At 45.2% G+C, this 19,843-nt stretch carries 14 protein-coding genes; 3 read left to right on the top strand and 11 right to left on the bottom strand.

From position 1 onward, the window contains the following. Positions 1-29 precede the first annotated feature (29 nt). The 5 genes from FHW36_RS13510 to FHW36_RS13490 all read right to left on the bottom strand — a co-directional run bounded on the left by FHW36_RS13510 (position 30) and on the right by FHW36_RS13490 (position 6,592). The gene (locus FHW36_RS13510) at positions 30-617 is read right to left on the bottom strand and encodes an RNA polymerase sigma factor (protein WP_145669671.1); all 588 of its coding nucleotides are present in this window, start codon (positions 615-617) and stop codon (positions 30-32) included. A 206-nt stretch (positions 618-823) separates the two neighbouring features. Next, positions 824-3,364, bottom strand: coding sequence for a DNA gyrase/topoisomerase IV subunit A (locus tag FHW36_RS13505; RefSeq protein ID WP_246121149.1), 2,541 nt, complete (start codon positions 3,362-3,364; stop codon positions 824-826). 17 nt (positions 3,365-3,381) lie between these two features. After that, entirely contained in the window at positions 3,382-3,786 is a 405-nt protein-coding gene (locus tag FHW36_RS13500; RefSeq protein WP_145669656.1) for a hypothetical protein, read from the bottom strand. Next, positions 3,783-4,676 carry a DUF1835 domain-containing protein gene (locus FHW36_RS13495; RefSeq protein ID WP_145669646.1) on the bottom strand — a complete coding sequence of 298 codons (894 nt, stop codon included), beginning with the start codon at positions 4,674-4,676 and terminating at the stop codon, positions 3,783-3,785. Before FHW36_RS13495 ends, FHW36_RS13500 begins: the two co-directional genes overlap by 4 nt. 8 nt (positions 4,677-4,684) lie before the next feature. Then, a complete protein-coding gene (locus FHW36_RS13490) occupies positions 4,685-6,592 on the bottom strand; it encodes a DNA topoisomerase IV subunit B (RefSeq protein WP_145669637.1) in 1,908 nt (635 codons plus the stop codon). A gap of 333 nt (positions 6,593-6,925) precedes the next feature. On the opposite strand from FHW36_RS13490, the gene FHW36_RS30505 reads away from it, so the two are divergent. Then, entirely contained in the window at positions 6,926-7,075 is a 150-nt protein-coding gene (locus FHW36_RS30505; RefSeq protein ID WP_168740448.1) for a hypothetical protein, read from the top strand. A 364-nt stretch (positions 7,076-7,439) separates the two neighbouring features. Here FHW36_RS30505 and FHW36_RS13485 read toward each other — a convergent pair whose 3' ends face one another. Next, positions 7,440-8,108 carry a response regulator transcription factor gene (locus FHW36_RS13485; RefSeq protein WP_145669627.1) on the bottom strand — a complete coding sequence of 223 codons (669 nt, stop codon included), beginning with the start codon at positions 8,106-8,108 and terminating at the stop codon, positions 7,440-7,442. Positions 8,109-8,156: 48 nt separating this feature from the next. Further along, positions 8,157-11,270 carry a sensor histidine kinase gene (locus FHW36_RS13480; protein ID WP_145669597.1) on the bottom strand — a complete coding sequence of 1,038 codons (3,114 nt, stop codon included), beginning with the start codon at positions 11,268-11,270 and terminating at the stop codon, positions 8,157-8,159. 145 nt (positions 11,271-11,415) lie between these two features. Between FHW36_RS13480 and FHW36_RS13475 the strand changes: the two genes are divergently transcribed. Both FHW36_RS13475 and FHW36_RS13470 read left to right on the top strand, forming a co-directional pair. Beyond that, the gene (locus FHW36_RS13475; protein ID WP_145669586.1) at positions 11,416-12,543 is read left to right on the top strand and encodes a beta propeller repeat protein; all 1,128 of its coding nucleotides are present in this window, start codon (positions 11,416-11,418) and stop codon (positions 12,541-12,543) included. Positions 12,544-12,787: 244 nt separating this feature from the next. Further along, complete coding sequence (locus FHW36_RS13470) at positions 12,788-15,184, top strand: glycoside hydrolase family 31 protein (RefSeq protein ID WP_145669576.1); 2,397 nt, start codon at positions 12,788-12,790, stop codon at positions 15,182-15,184. A 353-nt stretch (positions 15,185-15,537) separates the two neighbouring features. Here the strand turns inward: FHW36_RS13470 and FHW36_RS30500 are convergent, their stop codons facing one another. The 4 genes from FHW36_RS30500 to glgB form a co-directional block, all read right to left on the bottom strand. Continuing rightward, positions 15,538-15,696 (bottom strand): hypothetical protein, encoded by a 159-nt coding sequence (locus FHW36_RS30500; protein WP_168763624.1) that lies wholly within the window; start codon positions 15,694-15,696, stop codon positions 15,538-15,540. A 141-nt stretch (positions 15,697-15,837) separates the two neighbouring features. Beyond that, positions 15,838-16,437 carry a toxin-antitoxin system YwqK family antitoxin gene (locus FHW36_RS13465; protein ID WP_145669565.1) on the bottom strand — a complete coding sequence of 200 codons (600 nt, stop codon included), beginning with the start codon at positions 16,435-16,437 and terminating at the stop codon, positions 15,838-15,840. A gap of 157 nt (positions 16,438-16,594) precedes the next feature. Continuing rightward, positions 16,595-17,503 (bottom strand): DUF4382 domain-containing protein, encoded by a 909-nt coding sequence (locus tag FHW36_RS13460; protein WP_145669555.1) that lies wholly within the window; start codon positions 17,501-17,503, stop codon positions 16,595-16,597. Positions 17,504-17,809: 306 nt separating this feature from the next. After that, complete coding sequence (gene glgB, locus FHW36_RS13455) at positions 17,810-19,762, bottom strand: 1,4-alpha-glucan branching protein GlgB (protein WP_145669546.1); 1,953 nt, start codon at positions 19,760-19,762, stop codon at positions 17,810-17,812. Positions 19,763-19,843 lie beyond the last annotated feature (81 nt).

Here is a 19,843-nt window from a genome sequence, read left to right as displayed (position 1 = left end):
CCGAAGGTAGTACCATTCCAATATGTTAACTAAATGTTAAGGAAATAAAAAATGCAGGGAAAGAGCACCGGGATAACGGTTGCTTCTTTTAAATGCTGACGCAGTCGCAGCAAGGCTTTGGAAAGCTGGTTTTTCACGGTTTGTTCAGATAAAGATAATTCCTCCGCTATGATAGCAACAGGTTTATGTTGGTGCCGGCTCAGTAAATAGATTTCTTTCATTTTAGCCGGTAAATGATCAATAGCGATGGTCAACGCATGCTGCAGTTCCTTCTCATTCAACATATCCATAGTAGCCGCTTCTACCGGCATTAACATCATTTCCTCGCTACCTGATGTTTTCTTCGACTGTGCTATTTTTCGCAGTAACTCATACCGGACTGCGGTGAAAAGATAAGTTCGCAGGGAAGCTGTTAACTGCAGGGTGTTTCTTCGCTTCCATAAATTGATAAATACATCCTGCACAGCATCTTTCGATTCATCCTTATTTTTCAGCCGCTTGTAGGCAAAAAGAAAAAGCGGTTGCCAATACCTGTTATACAATACCTCATAAGCGGCGCCATTATCAGCGGCAATCAATTGTAACAGTTCAGTTTCGGCTAAGTTCTCGTATTTCATCCCAACAATAAAAATATGGACAGGTGCAAATTAAACATCCATATTAAGATACTGTTTTATTTAATTGTTAAGGAAAAAAAACGGTAAAAGCGGAAAGCTTAAAGCATAAAGCAAAAAGCCATTGTAGTGAATGAGCAATGCGAGTATTTATCAATATCCGCTGGTGTCATTCGCTACAATGGCTTTATGCCTTGAGCTTTCGGCTGCTAAAATAATTCCCCTTGTCCGCCGCTTGACGGTCCTTCTTCATTAGGATCCGGATCTTCGTCTTCCGACAGCAATTCAGCACTGATCAGGTCATCGCCGGCAATCCTTGTCCCTACAGCTTTCCAGCCGGTTACTTCCACGAACTCGGAAAGGTCTATTTCTTCCTCTTCCGGGCTGCGTTTCTTGCCTGTTTTCAGCAATACAACCGGTTGGGAATGGGTTGTCACCATCTCCAGGTAATTAGCAGCGCCCTCCTTGATGAACAGGAATTTATTGTTCAATGTCTGCGTTTCAATACGGAAACGTTTTACATTGAACTGTTTCTTATCCGCATCAAAATAGATGGCGGTGACTGTTTTTTCCGGGTTGAATTTCTCAATATATACAACATCATTCGACTCGTAACGATTCGTAAGGTCGTAATTGGTCAATTCATAGGTACCATTCTTAAACGCCACAAATATTTTGTCGTCACCCTCAAAGGCACCTATATATACCCCACGTTCTTCCGTATTTAAACGGCCAGTTTCGGTATCGTACCAGATCTTCTGCCCCGCGAGTGTTGATACGCCTTTTTCCTTAAACTTCACCCCGCGGATAGGATACTTGGTCACTACATTTCCCATGGAGCTACGCCCTTTGATGGCAATCTGCTCAAAGAAAAGGTCAAATTCCTTGTTACGGGCGCTACAGTTCGGACTCAGCTTGATCGTCACCACTTCTGCTTCCCCATTCGGATTGGCAGAGAAATAATGCACCTTGGAATTTTTCTCTCCTTTATGTGCCAGCTCATACTCCTTGTCGCGGGTAACACCGGTTACATTGAAGCGCTTCGCATAACTTACGCCCGTTTTACCTTCTACATAGATCATGTTGTAGGTAGTACGTTCGTCGTTCTTGCGGAAGATATCTACGTGGATAATATCCTTACCCACAAATGTTTTATCGGCTACTTTAGTCACCAGCATCTTACCATCACGGCGGAATACGATGATATTATCCAGGTCGGAGCAATCGGCTACAAACTCATCTTTCTTCAGGGAAGTACCGATAAACCCATCTGCCCGGTTCACATATATCTTCGTATTGGCAATGGCCACCTGCGCCACCTGGATGGTATCGAAGGTTTTAATGAGTGTTTTACGCTCCCGGCCTTTACCATATTTCTTCAGCAGGTTGTCATAATAAGCCACCGTATAGTCAACCAGGTTAGCTAAATGATGCTTCACCTCTTTAATATCTGCCTCAATACCTTTGATCTGCTCGTTAAGCTCGTTGATATCCAGGCGATAGATACGACGTACAGGTTTCTCCGTTAACTTCACAATATCTTCACGGGTAATTTCGCGTTTCAATTGCTTCTTGTACGGGTTAAATCCTTTATCGATCGCTGTCAGTACGGCTTCCCAGTCTTTATGTTTTTGCTCCAGTTCCTTGTAGATTCCTTTTTCAAAGAAGATCTTTTCCAGGGACGTATAATGCCATTTTTCCTGCAGTTCCGCCAATTTGATTTCCAGTTCCTGCTTCAGCAAGTCTTTGGTATAATCAACAGAAGCTTTCAGCAAGTCGGATGCCGTCAGAAATTGCGGCTTGTCGTTAACAATTACGCAGGCATTCGGAGAAATGGAAATTTCACAATCCGTAAAGGCATAAAGCGCATCGATGGTAATATCCGGAGAAATACCAGGCGCCAGCTGCACTTCAATTTCCACATCGGCAGCGGTATTATCCACTACCTTTTTGATCTTGATTTTACCGCTGTCGTTTGCCTTTACGATCGACTCCATCAGCTGGGTGGTAGTAATACCATGCGGTACATCCTTTACCAGCAGTGTCTTTTTATCCTTTTCTTCAATATGCGCACGTACCCTTACTTTTCCACCGCGTTTACCATCGTTGTAGTTGGCGATATCTATCATACCACCCGTGGTAAAATCGGGATACAGCTCAAATTTCCGGCCTCTGAGGTACTTCACGGCGGCTTCTATCAGCTCGCAGAAGTTATGTGGTAATATTTTGGTAGACAGCCCTACGGCGATACCTTCTGCTCCTTGTGCCAGCAGCAGCGGGAACTTCATTGGTAATGCCAATGGCTCGTTTTTACGGCCATCGTAGCTCAGCTGCCAGGCAGTAGTTTTAGCATTAAAAGCTACGTCCAAGGCAAATTTCGACAGGCGGGCCTCGATATACCTGGCAGCCGCCGCGTCATCACCGGTTCTTACGTCCCCCCAGTTACCCTGGGTTTCGATGAGCAGGTCTTTCTGACCCAGGTTTACAATAGCATCACTGATAGAAGCATCCCCGTGCGGGTGATACTGCATCGTTTGCCCGATGACGTTGGCCACTTTATTAAAACGGCCATCATCCATTTCTTTCATGGCATGCAGGATACGACGCTGTACAGGCTTCAACCCATCTTCCATGCTGGGCACGGCCCGCTCCAGGATTACATAGGAAGCGTAATCCAGGAACCAGCTCTCATACATGCCTCCCACGTGGATGACATTGTGCAGAGATTCGTCTGATGTTTTATTTTCCATATCCATGTATAATACACTTACGGTTTTACGTTAATCATTTTTTCAAAATCGGGCCTCCATACACGGACACTGTCCTGCTGTACATCTTCCAGGGAATTCATTTCTATAAAACAGCAATCTGTAATGGCAATCAGCTGATGCCATATATTGATGGGGATTTCTACCCTTGCTGGTGCGGTTACTTCGCTGACGGTAATAGTATCTCCATCCTTTGCACACCAGTGAATAGCAGCCTTGCCGGTAAAGAGATACATGATTTCCGGGTTCTTGTTATCCCGCTTGCCTTCGTGGTAATGTTGCCCACTGCTGCTACCTGCATTGCGATAGCATACCACGAAATTGCCGGTGCGGTTACAGTCCCAAAAGTAGCCACTACCGCGGTCATCGGCGCCCATTAACGCAAGCGGTGTTATCTTAATCATACAGTATGGGGGTTTTCAGTATTTTCTGCCGGCGTATTTTCTCCTGGTAGCTTCACCTCAAAATCACGGATGGTTTTTAGCTCCCCTTTGCTTTCCAGCTTACCCTCGCGGATCAGCTCTTTCAGCCGCCAACCCAGGAATTGGTCCATTACCGGGTATTTCAGCTTACCAGTTACCTGTTGCACTACCCGCCATGCTTTCACAAATTCTTTTCCGCTCTGCGCCAGCAACTCCTTATCATAAAACAGGGTGGGCTCTCCTTTAATTTTCTTTCCTCCTTCCAGCAGGCGAATACCTGCATTCTCATTCATCAGGCGATGCCATTCATCTCCATCCAGCTCATACTCCGCCAGGGAAATAGCACGCGCCAGCTTCTTCGCTTTCAGGAATTCTTTTGGCAAAATCTGGTGCAAATGGGTAGGATAAAATACCGCCCCTTTCTCATTCAGGAAAGGCAGGTTGTTGAGGTAAATAATATGAATACGGCCTGCAAAATCATACAACTGGCTTACCAGCCAATAGTAACCACACACATCCCGCGCATTTTGCCCGGCCCAGATCCATACTTCCAGGTCAGGGTTTTCTTTCAGCTGTGCTTTCAGCGCCTGGAACCGGTCGGCATCTTCCGGTGCTTCATCTGCCGGCGTTACCGGTGCTGCCGGGGTTTCCGTTTCGGCGGCTGTTATCGCAGGCAAAGCAACACCTGCCAGCTGCATCCAGAACTGCTTACGCCCGGCCCGGCCTTCTTTGGTGTCCAGTATAAACAGGGGCCCAACCGACAGATCATCTTCAAAACAGAGTAACTCTCCGCTCATCTTTTCATCCATCGCCACGGCTTCGTTCAACACCGGTACCGAAGACTGACCAAAAACAATGTGTACTAAACCCATATACCTAGCTATACAGTTTCTTCAACTAAATCCTTTTCATACCGCAGGTTGTTAATAATAAACTCCTGGCGGGTCTGGGTATTCTTACCCATATAATATTCCAGCAATTTCTGGATATGTATATCTTTCGATAAAATAATCGGATCTATATGCATATCATCGCCAATAAAACGGCTAAACTCATCCGGGGAAATCTCACCTAATCCTTTAAAGCGGGTAATTTCAGGCTTACCTCCCAGCTGTTTTACCGCTTTCTGTTTCTCTTCTTCCGTATAGCAGTAAAGCGTTTGCTGTTTATTACGTACCCGGAACAAAGGCGTTTCCAGGACATATACGTGCCCGTTCTTCACCAGGTCGGGGAAGAATTGCAGGAAGAAGGTGAGCAACAGCAAACGGATGTGCATCCCGTCTACGTCGGCATCTGTAGCAATTACAATGTTGTTGTACCGCAGTCCTTCCAGCCCCTCTTCGATATTGAGCGCATGCTGTAACAGGTTGAACTCTTCATTTTCATATACGATCTTCTTGGTCAACCCGTAACTATTCAGTGGCTTACCTCGTAAACTAAATACCGCCTGTGTTTCCACGTTGCGGGATTTGGTAATGGAACCACTCGCAGAATCACCTTCGGTAATGAAGATAGTAGAATTTAAACGGCGGGCTTCCTGCTCTGCCTTGTCTTTCCCCGTCAGCTCATCATTCAGGTGTAAACGGCAGTCACGCAGTTTACGGTTATGGAGATTGGCTTTCTTAGCTCTTTCGTTGGCCAGTTTCTTAATCCCGGCCAGCTCTTTACGCTCCCGCTCACTCTGCTCTATTCTTTTCTTCAGTGCTTCTGCTACTGCAGGATTCCGGTGCAGGTAGTCATCCAGGTGTTTGGAAAGGAATTCCAATACAAAGGCTTTCACAGAAGGACCACCTTCATATACTACCAGTGAGCCCAGCTTGGTTTTGGTTTGCGATTCAAAAACCGGCTCCTGTACCCTGATGGAAACCGCAGCACAAATAGAAGCGCGGATATCGGTAGCATCGTAATCTTTTTTGTAGAAATCGCGAACGGTTTTTACAAATGCTTCACGAAACGCTGCCAGGTGAGTACCTCCCTGAGTCGTATGTTGACCGTTTACAAAGGAATAATATTCTTCGCCATATTGGCCCTCGTGGGTGATGGCTACTTCTATGTCTTCTCCTTTGAGGTGGATAATAGGATAGCGCAGCTCATCTTCGTTGGTTTTGCGTTGCAGCAAATCCAGCAAGCCATTTTTAGAAAGATATTTCTTGCCATTGAAATTGATCGTGAGACCAGCATTCAGGAAGCAATAATTCCAGATCTGGTTTTCCAGGAACTCAGGGATAAAACGGTAATTCTTAAATACCGTTTCATCCGGTGTAAATGTAACCTGGGTACCATTCGCTTCGGTGGTAGTCCCTTCTTTATATTCTTTTACCAGCACGCCTCTTTCAAACTCAGCGGCTTTTATACGGCCGTCGCGAACAGATTGTACCCGGAAATAGCTCGACAAAGCATTCACTGCCTTCGTACCTACACCGTTCAATCCTACCGATTTCTGGAAGGCCTTGCTGTCGTATTTGGCGCCGGTATTAATCTTACTCACTACATCTACCACTTTTCCCAGGGGAATACCTCTCCCGAAATCGCGGACAGTAACATGATGCTCTGTTACCTTGATGTCAACCTGTTTACCGAAACCCATGGTATGCTCATCAATACAGTTGTCGGTTACCTCCTTCAGGAGGATGTAAATACCGTCATCCATACTCGATCCATCTCCCAGCTTTCCAATGTACATACCAGGCCGGAGGCGGATATGCTCCCGCCAGTCCAGCGACCGTATGGAGTCTTCCGTATAGGAAGCAAATAGATCTTTGTTATCCGTTTTGTCCGTGTTTGCCATATATATATTAAATTTCCTAAATACTATTGTTTCAAGGATGTATTCAATTTTGCAAGGATACTAAATCTTTTAGCAAAATCTGATTGCTGGCAAAAATAAAGGATTCAGTGAATCATCCCAAGTATAAGTTATACACTATGCTTACAATACTGACAATCAATACAATAAGACTTGTTAAAAATAGGCGAATCATTCGTTTTCTACCCCGAAAAAATTTCTTCCGGCATAGTACCGGTAATAGGATAAAAAAAATTATGCAAAATAAAACTTATATCAAATATTTATCTATATTTACAACAGTCTAATTTTTGAACAATCCTAACCTATGTCCTTATGAAAACACTATGTCTGATCCTGCTATCTGTCCTATTATTAGTGGCCCTGGTAGCTACCTACTTTATCAAAAAAGAACAGGATAACCGTATTGGTAATAAATTTCTGCAGCTAATGCAAAAGTTTGATTCCTGGCAAATGATGCGGTAATCAATTCCTCTTTCACTAGTTTATTTTATAACCGGCACTGCACCACAAGCCTTTACAAGTTTCATCAGCCTGGCATTAGCCATCAGGGAGTGTTATGTCTATACTTTACCGTATTCACCTATTAACCGTATAATCCCTATCTCATGAAAACTGGTCTTCTATTTAAGCTTACCTGTCTGTTGATAGCCGCTGTAGTCCTGACTGCGCACAATCTTTCCAAAAAGCTGGAAGCTAAGCAAAAAGCATAAAGCTGAAAGCAAAAAGCTATTGTAGTGAATGAAAACAGTGAGTATTATTATATCTCCGCTTATATCATTCGCTACAATAGCTTTTTGCTTTCAGCTTTATGCCTTCAGCTTCTTCATTATCTGTTATAGTATTTATTTACTGCATCGGTGCGGCTTCTTACATGCAGCTTCTCGTAGATGTTGTGCACGTGGCGGCGTACTGTTTCGATACTGATGAAAAGATTGCTGGCAATCTCTTTATAAAGATAGCCTTTGGACAACTGATCCAGGATTTCCTTTTCCCTGGTAGTCAACGCTTCCAGGGCCGGATTAGGCTTTGCCTGCTTCTGGAAAAATGCTACCACCCTTCTCGCTATCTGCGAGCTCATAGGTGAACCGCCATCATATAAATCGCGGATAGCTTCGAGCAATTCACCTGGTGAAGTTTTCTTCAGAATGTACCCGCTGGCACCTGCTTCCAGCGCCATAAAGATCTTGTCGTCATCTTCATATACCGTGAGCATCATAAATTGCATATCCGGATGGTCCCGCTTCAGCTGGGCAATACATTCTATGCCATTCATACCTCCCGGCAGGTTGAAATCCATCAGCACTACATTTGGCATCAATTGAGGGATCTGTTCAACTGCGGTTTCTGCATTATTAAAAGTACCAACACAGGCGTAACCGTCAGAACCATTAATCAGCAATTCCATCGCCGTGCGGATATCATGATTGTCTTCTACTATCGCAATGGTGATAGTGTCCATGTTATCCTGGGACTTTTTCTTAGAGTATACCGTCATGTTTAAAAGGAATTATAACACTTAGATGTTATTAAAAACAAATGTATGTCAATTTAGTGGGATATCGAGAAAAACTATTGTCCCATTGTTCGATGTAATATCGGCATTTCCCCCTACAGACAACATTCTTTTCTGAATGTTTTTCAACCCATTACCGAATAATCTCACTTTCTCCTGGTCAAATCCTTTCCCATTATCCTTAATCATAATCGTCATATTCTTATGCACTTTTACCTCTACAATTACCTCTGTAGCCTTCGCGTGTTTCACCACATTGTGCAGCGATTCTTTCACCGCCAGGTAAATATTCCTCCGCGTTCCTCCACTCAGCTTGATATTGGGAATAGTTTCAGGAATGTAGAACTGATGCGTAATATGGGCATGCTCCAGGAACTCCGCCGCAAAACTCCGCATATACGCAATCAGGTTGGCCAGTGAATCATTCGCAGAACTCATCGCCCAGATAATCTCACTCATTTTATCCACCATCTCTCCTGCTGTCTCTGAAATACGCTCTACTTCCCTCGTTTGCGATGGGTCCTTAATCTTACGCTTGGCCACTTCGCTCAACAGGCGAATGGTAGATAATCCCGATCCCAGGTCATCATGCATATCGCTCGAAATACGCGCCCGCTCCTGGTCTACCGCCTGCTCTTTTTCCAGCTTCAGCTTCTCATGCCGTATCTTATAGTCGAGATACAGCGTGGAAAAATAATAGGCAATTCCCAATAACAACAGCAACAATAAAAACCGGAACCACAATGATTGCCAGAAAGGTATTTTAATCACGATTTCCAATGTGGTAGGCACCGTGCTCCAGATATCATCATTATTAGATCCTCTCACTTTAAAAGTGTAACTGCCCGGATGCAGGTTGGTATAACGGGCCATGCGGAATGTACCTGCCTGCACCCAATCTTCATCCGCACCTTCCAGCTTATACTGCACGCGGTTCTTTAACGGATTGGTATACTCCAGCGCCACAAACTCAATGGCAATCGTGTTCTGGTTGTAAGGCAGCTCCACCTTCTTCAGCAGGGATATGGCCGTATCGGATTCGTAGGGCTTATCCAGCACTTCCATACGACGAATAATCACTTTGGCATTAGACAGATTATCCCGGAAATTCTTAGGATAGAAGCCATTTACACCCCGTATGCCACCAAAAAACAACTCACCGTCTATCGATTTATAAAATGCACCAGTATTAAACTCATTCGATTGTAACCCATCTTCATAATTAAAAGTAGTGATCTCTCCTCCTAACGGATTAATCATCGATAACCCCTTATTATGACTCACCCAAATTTTATCTTTATCGTCCAACAACACCCCATACATGTAGTCGTTAATTAGTTTCGGATTGTCGTAGCTGTTGTAATGCTGTTTGATATTGTTGGCTTCGTCGATGATAAACAATCCTTTGTTAGTGGCCACCAGCAGCTCTTTATGTGCATTCTTGTTGATCGACTTCACGGTAGTACCAGAAGGCAATTGCACCCACTTCCAGCGCGAGTCGGTAGTTTTCTTTACATACAAAGCTGATTTCGTACCTACGTACTGGTTACCCAGCATATCTTCGAAATAGGTGGTCAGCGTTTCGTCGGTAAAATTATGCACCACCGCTACTTCATAACCAGTCCGTGTATCACTGCGCAGATCGTTGAATAACAACAGGTAGCTGCCATAGTTGAAATACAGTTCGCCATTGGTACGTTTAAACAGGAACGGATAGGCATCACGCTGCTTCGGCAATCCCAACGCCGTCACTTTGCCAGTGAGATCCTGGAAAGCCTTGGTTTGTACATTGAACAAGCCTATATGCATCTCTGCAAAATGCAGCCACAAATGATCTGCATCTTCGCGGCAAATAGCACCCAGGTCATCTCCCGGAAATTTCCCCGGGTATAACTCGTTTGAAATACGCTCCAGGAACCGGCCTCCTTCCGCATAAATGTTCAGCCCGTCACGCATCAGCCCTACATAGAGCTTCCCATCATCGTGCTTATATAACGCCTGCACCATGTTATGCGTGATATAAGGCGACCGGTACAGGTTGAATACCTTTTTATGCGGGGAATATTTCTTCAAACCATCCCCATCTGTGCCTACCCACATATTATCCGAGCTATCCCGGTACAGGTAAGATACGTTATTGAAAGAACGGGTTTCAAAGGTGTTGAAACTAACAATATGACGGATAATTTCATTACGGGTAATACTATATATGAGCACGCCATCACTACCGCCTATCCATACATTTCCGTACTGGTCCTGCTCTGCTACAGCAGGCTCAAAAGCTTCGCCCCGCTCATTTTTCACATCAAAGGCCAGGTCACTGAACTTGTTTCTTTGTTTATTGAAGATGGTAATATGCCCGGGACTTACGATAATCATCGAGTCCTTGTTCAGGCTCCGCAACAATGGCTGGGCGCCTACTCCCGGCAAACAATAGGTAGATAAACGCAGGTTCCTGGTATTCAGGGAAAGCAGCTCCCCCGGCTCTCCATTCATCCAGATGGTATTGCCGTCTTTGATCATGGCCGATGGCAATATACCTTTCTGCCGGAACTGCGGCGGGTACAGAATAATACGCCGGATGGCATAAGAGGTATTATCCAGGATATACAAGCCTTTCATAGGGCGCCATACCCACAACGAATTAGTGGCTGTGTCTTCGCCCAGTATACTGAATTTTACGTTGGCATCGCGCTCTTCTGCATTTACATTGGAGGTATCTTCCAGTAGGGTGCGGAAATTATTGCGGTATTTGTTGTATACGCTGATTCCGTTGTTATGCGCCAGTAACAGCTGATGACGGCTATCTTTATAAAAAGAAAAGCCCTTATATCCCTTCAGATCAAAGCGATTGATAACGGCGCTGCTGCCGGTGGCTCCCCGGGGTACTAGTTCCCCTTTACCTTCCCCGGCCTTGTATAAGGCACTGGGCTTATAACGGTATTCATTGAAAGTATAACCATCAAACCGGTTCACCCCATCGCGGGTGGCAATCCACATAAATCCCTGGTCGTCCCGTGTAATATCGAATACCGTACTCTGAGAAAGTCCTTCATTTACACTATAGCTATCAAAAATATAGGGTTTATCCTGTGCATGCAGCGCCCCGGAGATAATCCCCCATAAGCAGCACAGGACGAACATTTTTAAGCGACGCGGTTGATGCACTATAGTAATGTATTGAAGTAAGCAGGTCAGGTAATTTGCAAATATATAAATCTGCCTCACACTTTGCAGCAATTTTGTAATTTTCTTCCCGATAACAGATTGGAAATAAATGATATACTTTATGACTACCGCTCTGGCCTCATCCGGCCGCTTTTCGTTCAAAGCCTTGCTGCGGCTGTTTACCAGCAGCAAGCCGGCCCGCCGTTCTCATATATTTTTCATAGGATATCTGGGCTGCTTCCTGGGGTGGCTACCCGCATCGGCACAGCAGCATGCTCCCTTATACCAGATTAAAGTCATTTCCCAGGCGCCGCCGGCAAAAAGTATACGAGGGCTGAGCGTAGTCACAGATAATATTGTGTGGGCTTCTGGTACCGGCGGACAGGTAGGCCGTAGTACTGACGGCGGTGCGCACTGGCAATGGACACAGGTGCCGGGTGGCGACAGCTGCGACTGGCGCTCTCTTTATGCCTTTAATGACCGTAAAGCCATAGTACTGAATGCGGGCGCTCCTGCGCTTATTTTTCTGACGGAAGATGGGGGCCAGTCATGGCGCCGCGTTTTCTCCGATCATCGCCCCGGGATCTTCTTCGATGCCATGCAGTTTTTTGATGATAAAGAAGGAATCGCTATCGGCGATCCGATCGATCATAAATTTATTGTCATTCGCACACATAATGGAGGACTCTCCTGGGAAGCAGATCCGGCGGGTATTTTGCCGGTAGCGAAAGAAGGAGAAGCAATTTTTGCCGCCAGCGGCACAAGCATAGTCAACCTTCCCGGGAAAAAAGTTTATTTTGCCACCGGCGGAACCGTAGCCAGGCTGTTTAAAGAAACTGGTAACTGGCAAGCCTATACGATACCAACCGTACAGGGCAACAGTACTACCGGCGTATTTTCCATTGCCTTCCGTAACGCCCGCGATGGGGTAGCAGTAGGCGGCGATTATAAACAGGATACCGCCAGCAAAGGCAACTGCCTGCTTACCACCGATGGCGGCCAAACCTGGACAACGCCCCAGACACCACCGGTAGGCTATAAATCATGCGTGGCCTTCCAGTCGCCCCGGTTCCTCGTTACCACCGGTACCTCTGGCACGGCTATTTCAACGGATGGCGGGCAAAACTGGCTGGAAATCGGGAAAGGATTTAATGTGGCTGCCAGGGCAAGAAAAGGCAGCAAAATATACCTGGCCGGGAAGGAAATTGCTCAGCTGGATATCATAAAAAGTACGACAGGTAACAGGTAATCGCCAATAAAAAGGTGCTCCTGGAAAGGTGCACCTGCTAAAATAGGTTAAAGCAAAAAGTAATTATATTGATATGAAGTTAACGAGTAATTGAATCACTTTGTAGTATTTTTTGTCAAGCATACTAATAATCAGGTAAACGCAGAAATATCTGCCTCCAACGCGATACGTTACCACTAGTCTGATTTTTTTATGTAATTTAAAACCACGGTATTATATTGCCACGGACCCAGAAAAAGAGATTATGCAAGTTGAAACCTCGTCAAGTAAATATGGCGCCAAACATTATCCCGATAGTATAAGGGAATGGAAAAAAGAAGGAAATTACTTTTGTTTTTATACCACTGAAACGATACTCGAAGTAAGGGTCATAGCCGACAAAATTATCCGCTTCAGGTATGCAGCGGAAGGAACCTTTCAACGCGACTTCTCCTACGCCACCAGCGATACATTGCAGGAATCGCCCATTTCGTTTGGTATCAAGGAATGGGAAGAAACTTTTGAAATATATACCGATGCCCTCCGGGTATTTATTGCCCGCGACAACCTCCGTATCACCATTTCCGACAAAGAAGGCAAAGTAATTAACCAGGATGAAATGGGCTATCACTGGCAGCATTACCTGCTGAAAGGCGGTAAGATCCAGTATTGCAGCAAACTCGTACAGGAAGGCGAATGTTTCTATGGGCTGGGCGATAAACCTACGGAACTGAACCTGCGGGGCAAGCGCCTGGAAAACTACGGTACCGACGCCTATGGCTATCAGAAAGATACCGACCCCCTCTACCGCAATATTCCCTTTTATTACGGGCTGCACCATGGCATTGGCTACGGCATTTTCTTCGACAATACCTTCCGCACCATTTTCGATTTTGGAAAAGAAAGGGAAGATGCCTGCAGCTTCTGGGCCCGTGGCGGTGAAATGAATTACTACTTTATTTACGGACCGGATCTGCTGGAAGTGGCGGAATCCTATACTAAAATTACCGGTACACCGGAACTCCCTCCACTGTGGGCACTGGGATATCACCAATGCCGCTGGAGCTACTATCCCGATACCCGTGTAAAAGAAATTGCTAAAGAATTCAGAACCAGGAAGATCCCCTGTGATGTCATTTACCTCGACATCGATTATATGGAGGGCTTCCGCTGCTTTACGTGGAATAAAGAGTGGTTCCCGGACCCGGTAGGCCTGATAAAAGAACTGGCAGCAGAAGGGTTTAAAGTGGTCGTAATTATAGATCCTGGAATCAAGGTAGATCCCGACTATGCGGTTTACCAGGAAGGAGTTAAAAATAACTACTTCTGCAAACGCGCCGACGGCGCCCTCATGGAAGGTGATGTATGGCCCGGCAAATGCGTATTCCCCGATTATACCAATCCCGAAGTGCGGGAATGGTGGAGCAGCCTGTTCAAAAGCCTGGCAGAAACAGGAGTGCGTGGTGTATGGAACGACATGAACGAGCCGGCGGTCTTTGAAATGGGTACTTTCCCCGAAGATGTACGCCACGACTACGATGGAGAAGAAGTAAGCCACCGTAAAGCGCATAACATATATGGCCACCTGATGAGCAAGGCCACGGCCGCTGGTATGAAAAAATACCTCATGCCACACCGCTCTTTCCTGATCACCCGTTCCTGCTATTCTGGCGCACAGCGCTGGTCTTCCGTATGGACGGGCGACAATGTATCCAGCTGGGAACATCTCTGGCTGGCCAGCGTACAATGCCAGCGCCTGGCCGTATCCGGCATCTCTTTTACCGGTAGTGATATCGGCGGATTTATCGGGGAACCCGATGGCGAACTGTATACCCGCTGGATTCAGCTGGCGGTCTTCCATCCACTGATGCGTACACACTCAGCCAGTAATGAAACCGGTTTTAACCAGGAACCCTGGAGCTTTGGACCGGAATACGAAAAAGTGGTCACCAAGTTCATTACCCTTCGTTACCGGCTCCAACCCTACCTGTACACCACCTTCTGGCAATATGCTACGCACGGCACGCCGATGCTCCGCCCGCTGGCATTTGTAGCCCAGCAGGATCCGGCCACCCACAACTGCTCACATGAGTTCATGTTCGGTGATTCCATGCTGATCAGCCATGTCAGTGAAAAAAGCATGAAAGAAAAAGGTGTGTACCTTCCTGCAGGTAACTGGTATTATTTCTGGAACGACCAGCAATATACCGGCGCCCGGGAAGTTACCGTGCCTACTCCGCTTGATGAAATGCCTTTGTTTGTAAAGGCAGGTGCGGTTATTCCGCAGTATCCCGATATGCAATACACCCAGGAAAAGTCGGTTACCGAAATGCTGCTGCATGTATATTACAGCGACCAGGAAGTAAAGAGCGTGTTGTACGAAGATGCCGGGGATCATTACGGTTATAAAAACGGCCAATACAACGTAATCCGCTTCAAACAACATTCTACGCTACAACAGTTTCAGCTGAGAAAGCAGTTCTATGTGAATTATGAAACGGCCTATAAAAACCACCGGATCATTATACACGGACTCCCCTTCAAGCCGTCCTCGCTGATGGTAGATGGTGCGCCGGTAGCCTGGCAGCCGGAAAATGCGCTAGCGGATAATACGGTGGCGATTCTGGTACCACGTAGTTTTGAAGAAATAAAAATCAGCTAAACAAAAAAGCGGGGAAAAAAGAAAAGGCACTACAGATAGAGATCTCGCGCCGGTTTCATAACCTATGCCAACTTTAGATATATAAAAGTAGATGCTAAAAATCATTGTACAAAATATGTAACCGCCTGAAACTCACAATGAACAAAATGAATGACCTGTTAACATTGTATTAAGAGTGCAGGCGGAAAAGAAAACGTAAGTTTCTTCTGAAAGGCATAACTGACAAGCATTTCAAAGGAAAAAATCAATTTAGCAATGGGGTAAAGTCCATGCTAAAACAAAAGCGCAAGGATTACAAAAATCCTTGCGCTTTTTTCTGACGGGCAATGCCTGCAGATAATAGTTATCTATGCTTAATAAAAAATAGACAGGAAAAATATCGATACCAATGCACAGAACACCAGGAAAATAAAAATACCTCTGAACAGCATCTCCATCCGGGAAGTACCGCTGTAGTCAATTCCATGTAATTCAGGAGAGTTTTCCGCGTGGTTGATTGTCAGGCTTTTCATACAAACAAGTTAAAAGGATTTACACAAAATAATAATCAACTGATGGGGTCCTAAAATTCAATCCTCTTAATGAAATTACATAAAAAAAGCTAAAATGGACAAATCTTTTTGTTCATTTTAGTTTTTTGGCCTGTTCATTTTTTAACCCTTCTTTTTCTGCCTGGTATTATGTTCATGAGGCAACTGCAACGGCGCTTTCTTTACCGGCGCAGGTTCTACGGTTGTACTATCCCCTAACTCCTCCGCAGTAACGGTATCTCCTCGCCTGTAATACTCCTTTACCATCTTACCGGTTTCTTCATCATATAGTTTCCAAACGCCGTTACGCACGGAATTTCCTTTACGTACAATTTCCGTGGGGGTTTCTACATTAGTCACCGGGTCTATAACCATAATCGTGTCCCGTTGCCCGTCGATTTCCGTGGCCATATAAGCGCCTTCTTCACTGGGCTTGCCATTGGGATAGTAATACTTGCAATAGCCATCCAGCACATTGTTCTTATACGTTTCCTCTGCCAACAGATTGCCGATGGCGGAAGTCTTTTTCCAAACTCCTTCTTTACGATCGTTTTTGTATACCCCTTCCCAGGTGTATCCCGGCTCTCCTCTTACCTCTCCCACTACTTCTACCCAGTACCCCTGTTTACGATGCTGGGCATCCCGCTGGTTGGATTTTACCTGCGCCATACCCACTCCAAACGTCAGCTGCAACAGCAGATATAAAAAGAATGTCTGTTTCATCTTAACTACTTTTACCACAATTTATATATTTTATGCATATAAAACGATGGCGTCTTCAATGATGTTTTCCTTTTACATATAAAAAATTAGCGCCAGCCAGGGGCCAGCGCTAATCATGTAAATGTCAACTTCAGGATAACTGGTAATAAACAGTTTACTATTTATGCAGTTTGATATCTCCTATCCTGGTATCTTTTCCGCGTTCTACCGACACATTGGTAACAGTAGTGTCTTTGTAACCATTGGAAGCATTTACAAATACATTCCAGCTACCTACCTTCAAACCACGTACTTTGAAGCCGCCATCTCTCCATGGCAATGCGTACAATGTATCTTTATTGCTGTTGTAGATAGAAATCACCGGATATGCATCCCAAGGAGTTACTTTACCGGAAATACTACCCATTTTAATAATAGTGAATACATTGATAAACGGACGGAGAATAAACTTGCCATCCCATACTTTGATGATAGAACGTTGTACATCGAAATCCAGCCATAACTGGAGATTGTCGGTGGTCAACGCATCCCATTCGTTGTGACGTACCCTTACGATAATTTTAGTCTGACCAGAAACGGATTTCAACGGATAGGTAACGCCATTCTTAACCAGCGAATTGTTGTCGCCCACGGTAATACGAATGCGTTCCATAGTACCTTTGTGAACAGCGCCACCGGCCAACAGTGTATCGGCGCCATTACGCAGGGTTAACAGGTCATATACCCCTGGATGAATGTCTAAGGAATCCCATACCTGGCAGCTGTCAGGCTTGCTACCCCGGTCATGGTCATGATCTTCATCCCACCAGCAGCGATCTTTATCATCCCAGCCTTCATCATCTGTCTTTCCACACGTATCTACCAGCACTTCCACTTTACGGATATCCAGGAACACTTTATCGAAAAATCCAGGATCATCTGAAAGGTAAAGACTAACTTTTTGCTGATTGGCGGCAATTGGCTTTGTAGAGGCTGAATTATCCTTGTTACAGGCCTCCATGAGTGAAACGGCAGCCACTGCTACCATCACTAAACCTAGCCCCGAATTACGGAGAAAGTTTTTCATAAATTAATGGTTTTAAAATAACTAAATAAAAAGTATGGCTCGATCGATCTGGCTGAAAGTTGACGTAATAATAAAAACGCTCATTTCCCCATCGTTATTGCTATTCCGGAACAGCTTGAATATAGATCGATGAAAGATAAAAAGGTTTAAAGCGGTGTTAAAATTTATAGCGAACAAGTATCCAACATGAGGTATCGGCATAGCCCAATCTTTTTATAAAAGATAGCCTATCAACAGGTTATTTATAAAAAAAGGCAGGCTTTGCTAAAGCCTGCCCTAACATTAACGTATAAAAATCATTATTCTTTATTTCCCGGAAGCTGTTGGCTGCCACTTCAATATGGTAGCTCCCAGCGGCGGCAAACGCAGGGATAGCGTATAATCCCTGCCGTTATATGTTTGCTTCACCGTTCTTAATATACCGGTGTTTACCACACCACTACCATAATATACAGGCATATCACTATTCAATACTTCTACCCACTCACCTGCGACCGGCAATCCTACCAGGTAGTTTTCCCGCACTACCGGCGTCATATTCAGTATCACCAGTAACACATCTCCCGGTTCTTTCCCTTTTCTTACATAACCCAGTATACAATTGTCATAGTCGTTGACTACTACCCACTCAAACCCTGCCGCGTCAAACTGTTGTTCATACAAGGCGGTAGACTGCGTATATAGCTGGTTTAAATCTTTTACAAATGCCTGTAATCCTTTGTGTGTAGCATGCCGCATCAGGTGCCAGTCCAGCTCTCCACGGAAATTCCATTCAGACGTTTGCCCGAATTCATCTCCCATAAATAATAACTTGGTGCCCGGATGCGTGTACATATAACTATATAGTAAACGCAGATTGGCAAACTTTTGCCAGTCATCTCCCGGCATCTTATAAATCATGGGAGATTTTCCATGCACCACTTCATCATGGCTCAGCGGCAACATAAAATTCTCTCCAAATGCGTATACAATGCTGAAGGTGAAATCATGCTGGTACCATTTGCGATGAATAGGATCTTTCTTGAAATAATCCAGCGTATCATTCATCCAGCCCATCATCCACTTCATACCAAATCCCAAACCGCCCATAAACGTAGGCCTCGATACGCCATAATGCGAAGTGGAATCTTCTGCGATAGTTTGTACATCGGGAAACAATGCATAAATGGTTTCGTTCAGCTTCTTCAAAAAGCTGATCGCTTCCAGGTTCTCATTTCCTCCCAGCTCATTGGGGACCCAGGCCCCTCTTTCCCGGGAATAGTCCAGGTGAATCATAGAGGCAATAGCGTCTACCCGCAACCCGTCGGCATGAAAACGATCCAGCCAGAAAACAGCATTGCTCAGTAAAAACGAACGTACCTCGTTACGGGCGTAGTTAAAAATATAGCTATTCCAATCCGGATGATAACCCTTGCGCATATCTGCATATTCGTACACATGCGATCCGTCGAAACGGAAAAGCCCGTGCGCATCATACGGGAAATGCGAAGGCACCCAATCCAGTATTACTCCTATATCCGCCAGGTGGAATGCTTCTACCATTTCCATGAAATCCTGTGGCGTGCCATAGCGTGAGGTAGGCGCGAAATAACCGGTCAGCTGGTAACCCCAGGAACCATCGAATGGATGCTCCATCACCGGCATCAGCTCCACATGGGTAAAGCCCATCTCTTTTACATAAGGTACCAGCATGTCGGCAATCTCCTGGTAAGAGTATACCCGTTCCGGATCTGCCGGATCCGGGCGACGCCAGGAAGCAAGGTGCACTTCATATACAGCAAATGGGCTATTCAGTGAATTACGCCGCTGTCGTTGGGTCATCCATTTCTTGTCATCCCACTCATAGTCCAGCGGATGCACAACAGAAGCCGTTTTTGGGCGCACCTCCCAATAATTGGCATAAGGATCTCCTTTAATCAACTCCTCACCGCTGTTAGACCGGATAAAATATTTATACAACGACCCCGCTTTCACACCGGGTACAAACCCTTCCCAGATGCCTGAATTGTCCCAGCGGGGCAATAAGGTATGACAGTAATGATCCCATTCGTTAAAATCACCCATAACGGCCACAAAAGCAGCATCCGGCGCCCACACGGCAAAATAGGTACCATTGGCACCTTCCACCTCCATCGGGTGGGCACCAAATTTTTCGTATAGCCGGTAATGTGATCCCGACTGAAACAACGTAATATCAGTGGAAGAAAACAGGGTAAAGGGCTCTACATACTGTATAGTGCGATTAGTATCTCCGGTCATAATAACGTGTGAATTGGGTGTCTTTATTAACAAGATAGTTTAATTTTTGGGAAAATGACAGATACAATGCAACAAGATATA

Source organism: Chitinophaga polysaccharea (assembly GCF_007829335.1).
GTDB classification, from domain to species: domain Bacteria; phylum Bacteroidota; class Bacteroidia; order Chitinophagales; family Chitinophagaceae; genus Chitinophaga; species Chitinophaga polysaccharea_B.
The sequence above is the reverse complement of the archived record's forward strand: the minus strand, read 5'-3'. Positions and strand labels throughout refer to the sequence as shown.

What these genes read in the sequence shown, in the direction of transcription:
- FHW36_RS13510 (WP_145669671.1), bottom strand. Translation starts at nt 617, where the DNA reads ATGAAATACGAGAACTTAGCCGAAACTGAACTGTTACAATTGATTGCC.
- FHW36_RS13505 (WP_246121149.1), bottom strand. Translation starts at nt 3,364, where the DNA reads ATGGAAAATAAAACATCAGACGAATCTCTGCACAATGTCATCCACGTG.
- FHW36_RS13500 (WP_145669656.1), bottom strand. Translation starts at nt 3,786, where the DNA reads ATGATTAAGATAACACCGCTTGCGTTAATGGGCGCCGATGACCGCGGT.
- FHW36_RS13495 (WP_145669646.1), bottom strand. Translation starts at nt 4,676, where the DNA reads ATGGGTTTAGTACACATTGTTTTTGGTCAGTCTTCGGTACCGGTGTTG.
- FHW36_RS13490 (WP_145669637.1), bottom strand. Translation starts at nt 6,592, where the DNA reads ATGGCAAACACGGACAAAACGGATAACAAAGATCTATTTGCTTCCTAT.
- FHW36_RS30505 (WP_168740448.1), top strand. Translation starts at nt 6,926, where the DNA reads ATGAAAACACTATGTCTGATCCTGCTATCTGTCCTATTATTAGTGGCC.
- FHW36_RS13485 (WP_145669627.1), bottom strand. Translation starts at nt 8,108, where the DNA reads ATGACGGTATACTCTAAGAAAAAGTCCCAGGATAACATGGACACTATC.
- FHW36_RS13480 (WP_145669597.1), bottom strand. Translation starts at nt 11,270, where the DNA reads ATGTTCGTCCTGTGCTGCTTATGGGGGATTATCTCCGGGGCGCTGCAT.
- FHW36_RS13475 (WP_145669586.1), top strand. Translation starts at nt 11,416, where the DNA reads ATGACTACCGCTCTGGCCTCATCCGGCCGCTTTTCGTTCAAAGCCTTG.
- FHW36_RS13470 (WP_145669576.1), top strand. Translation starts at nt 12,788, where the DNA reads ATGCAAGTTGAAACCTCGTCAAGTAAATATGGCGCCAAACATTATCCC.
- FHW36_RS30500 (WP_168763624.1), bottom strand. Translation starts at nt 15,696, where the DNA reads ATGAAAAGCCTGACAATCAACCACGCGGAAAACTCTCCTGAATTACAT.
- FHW36_RS13465 (WP_145669565.1), bottom strand. Translation starts at nt 16,437, where the DNA reads ATGAAACAGACATTCTTTTTATATCTGCTGTTGCAGCTGACGTTTGGA.
- FHW36_RS13460 (WP_145669555.1), bottom strand. Translation starts at nt 17,503, where the DNA reads ATGAAAAACTTTCTCCGTAATTCGGGGCTAGGTTTAGTGATGGTAGCA.
- glgB (WP_145669546.1), bottom strand. Translation starts at nt 19,762, where the DNA reads ATGACCGGAGATACTAATCGCACTATACAGTATGTAGAGCCCTTTACC.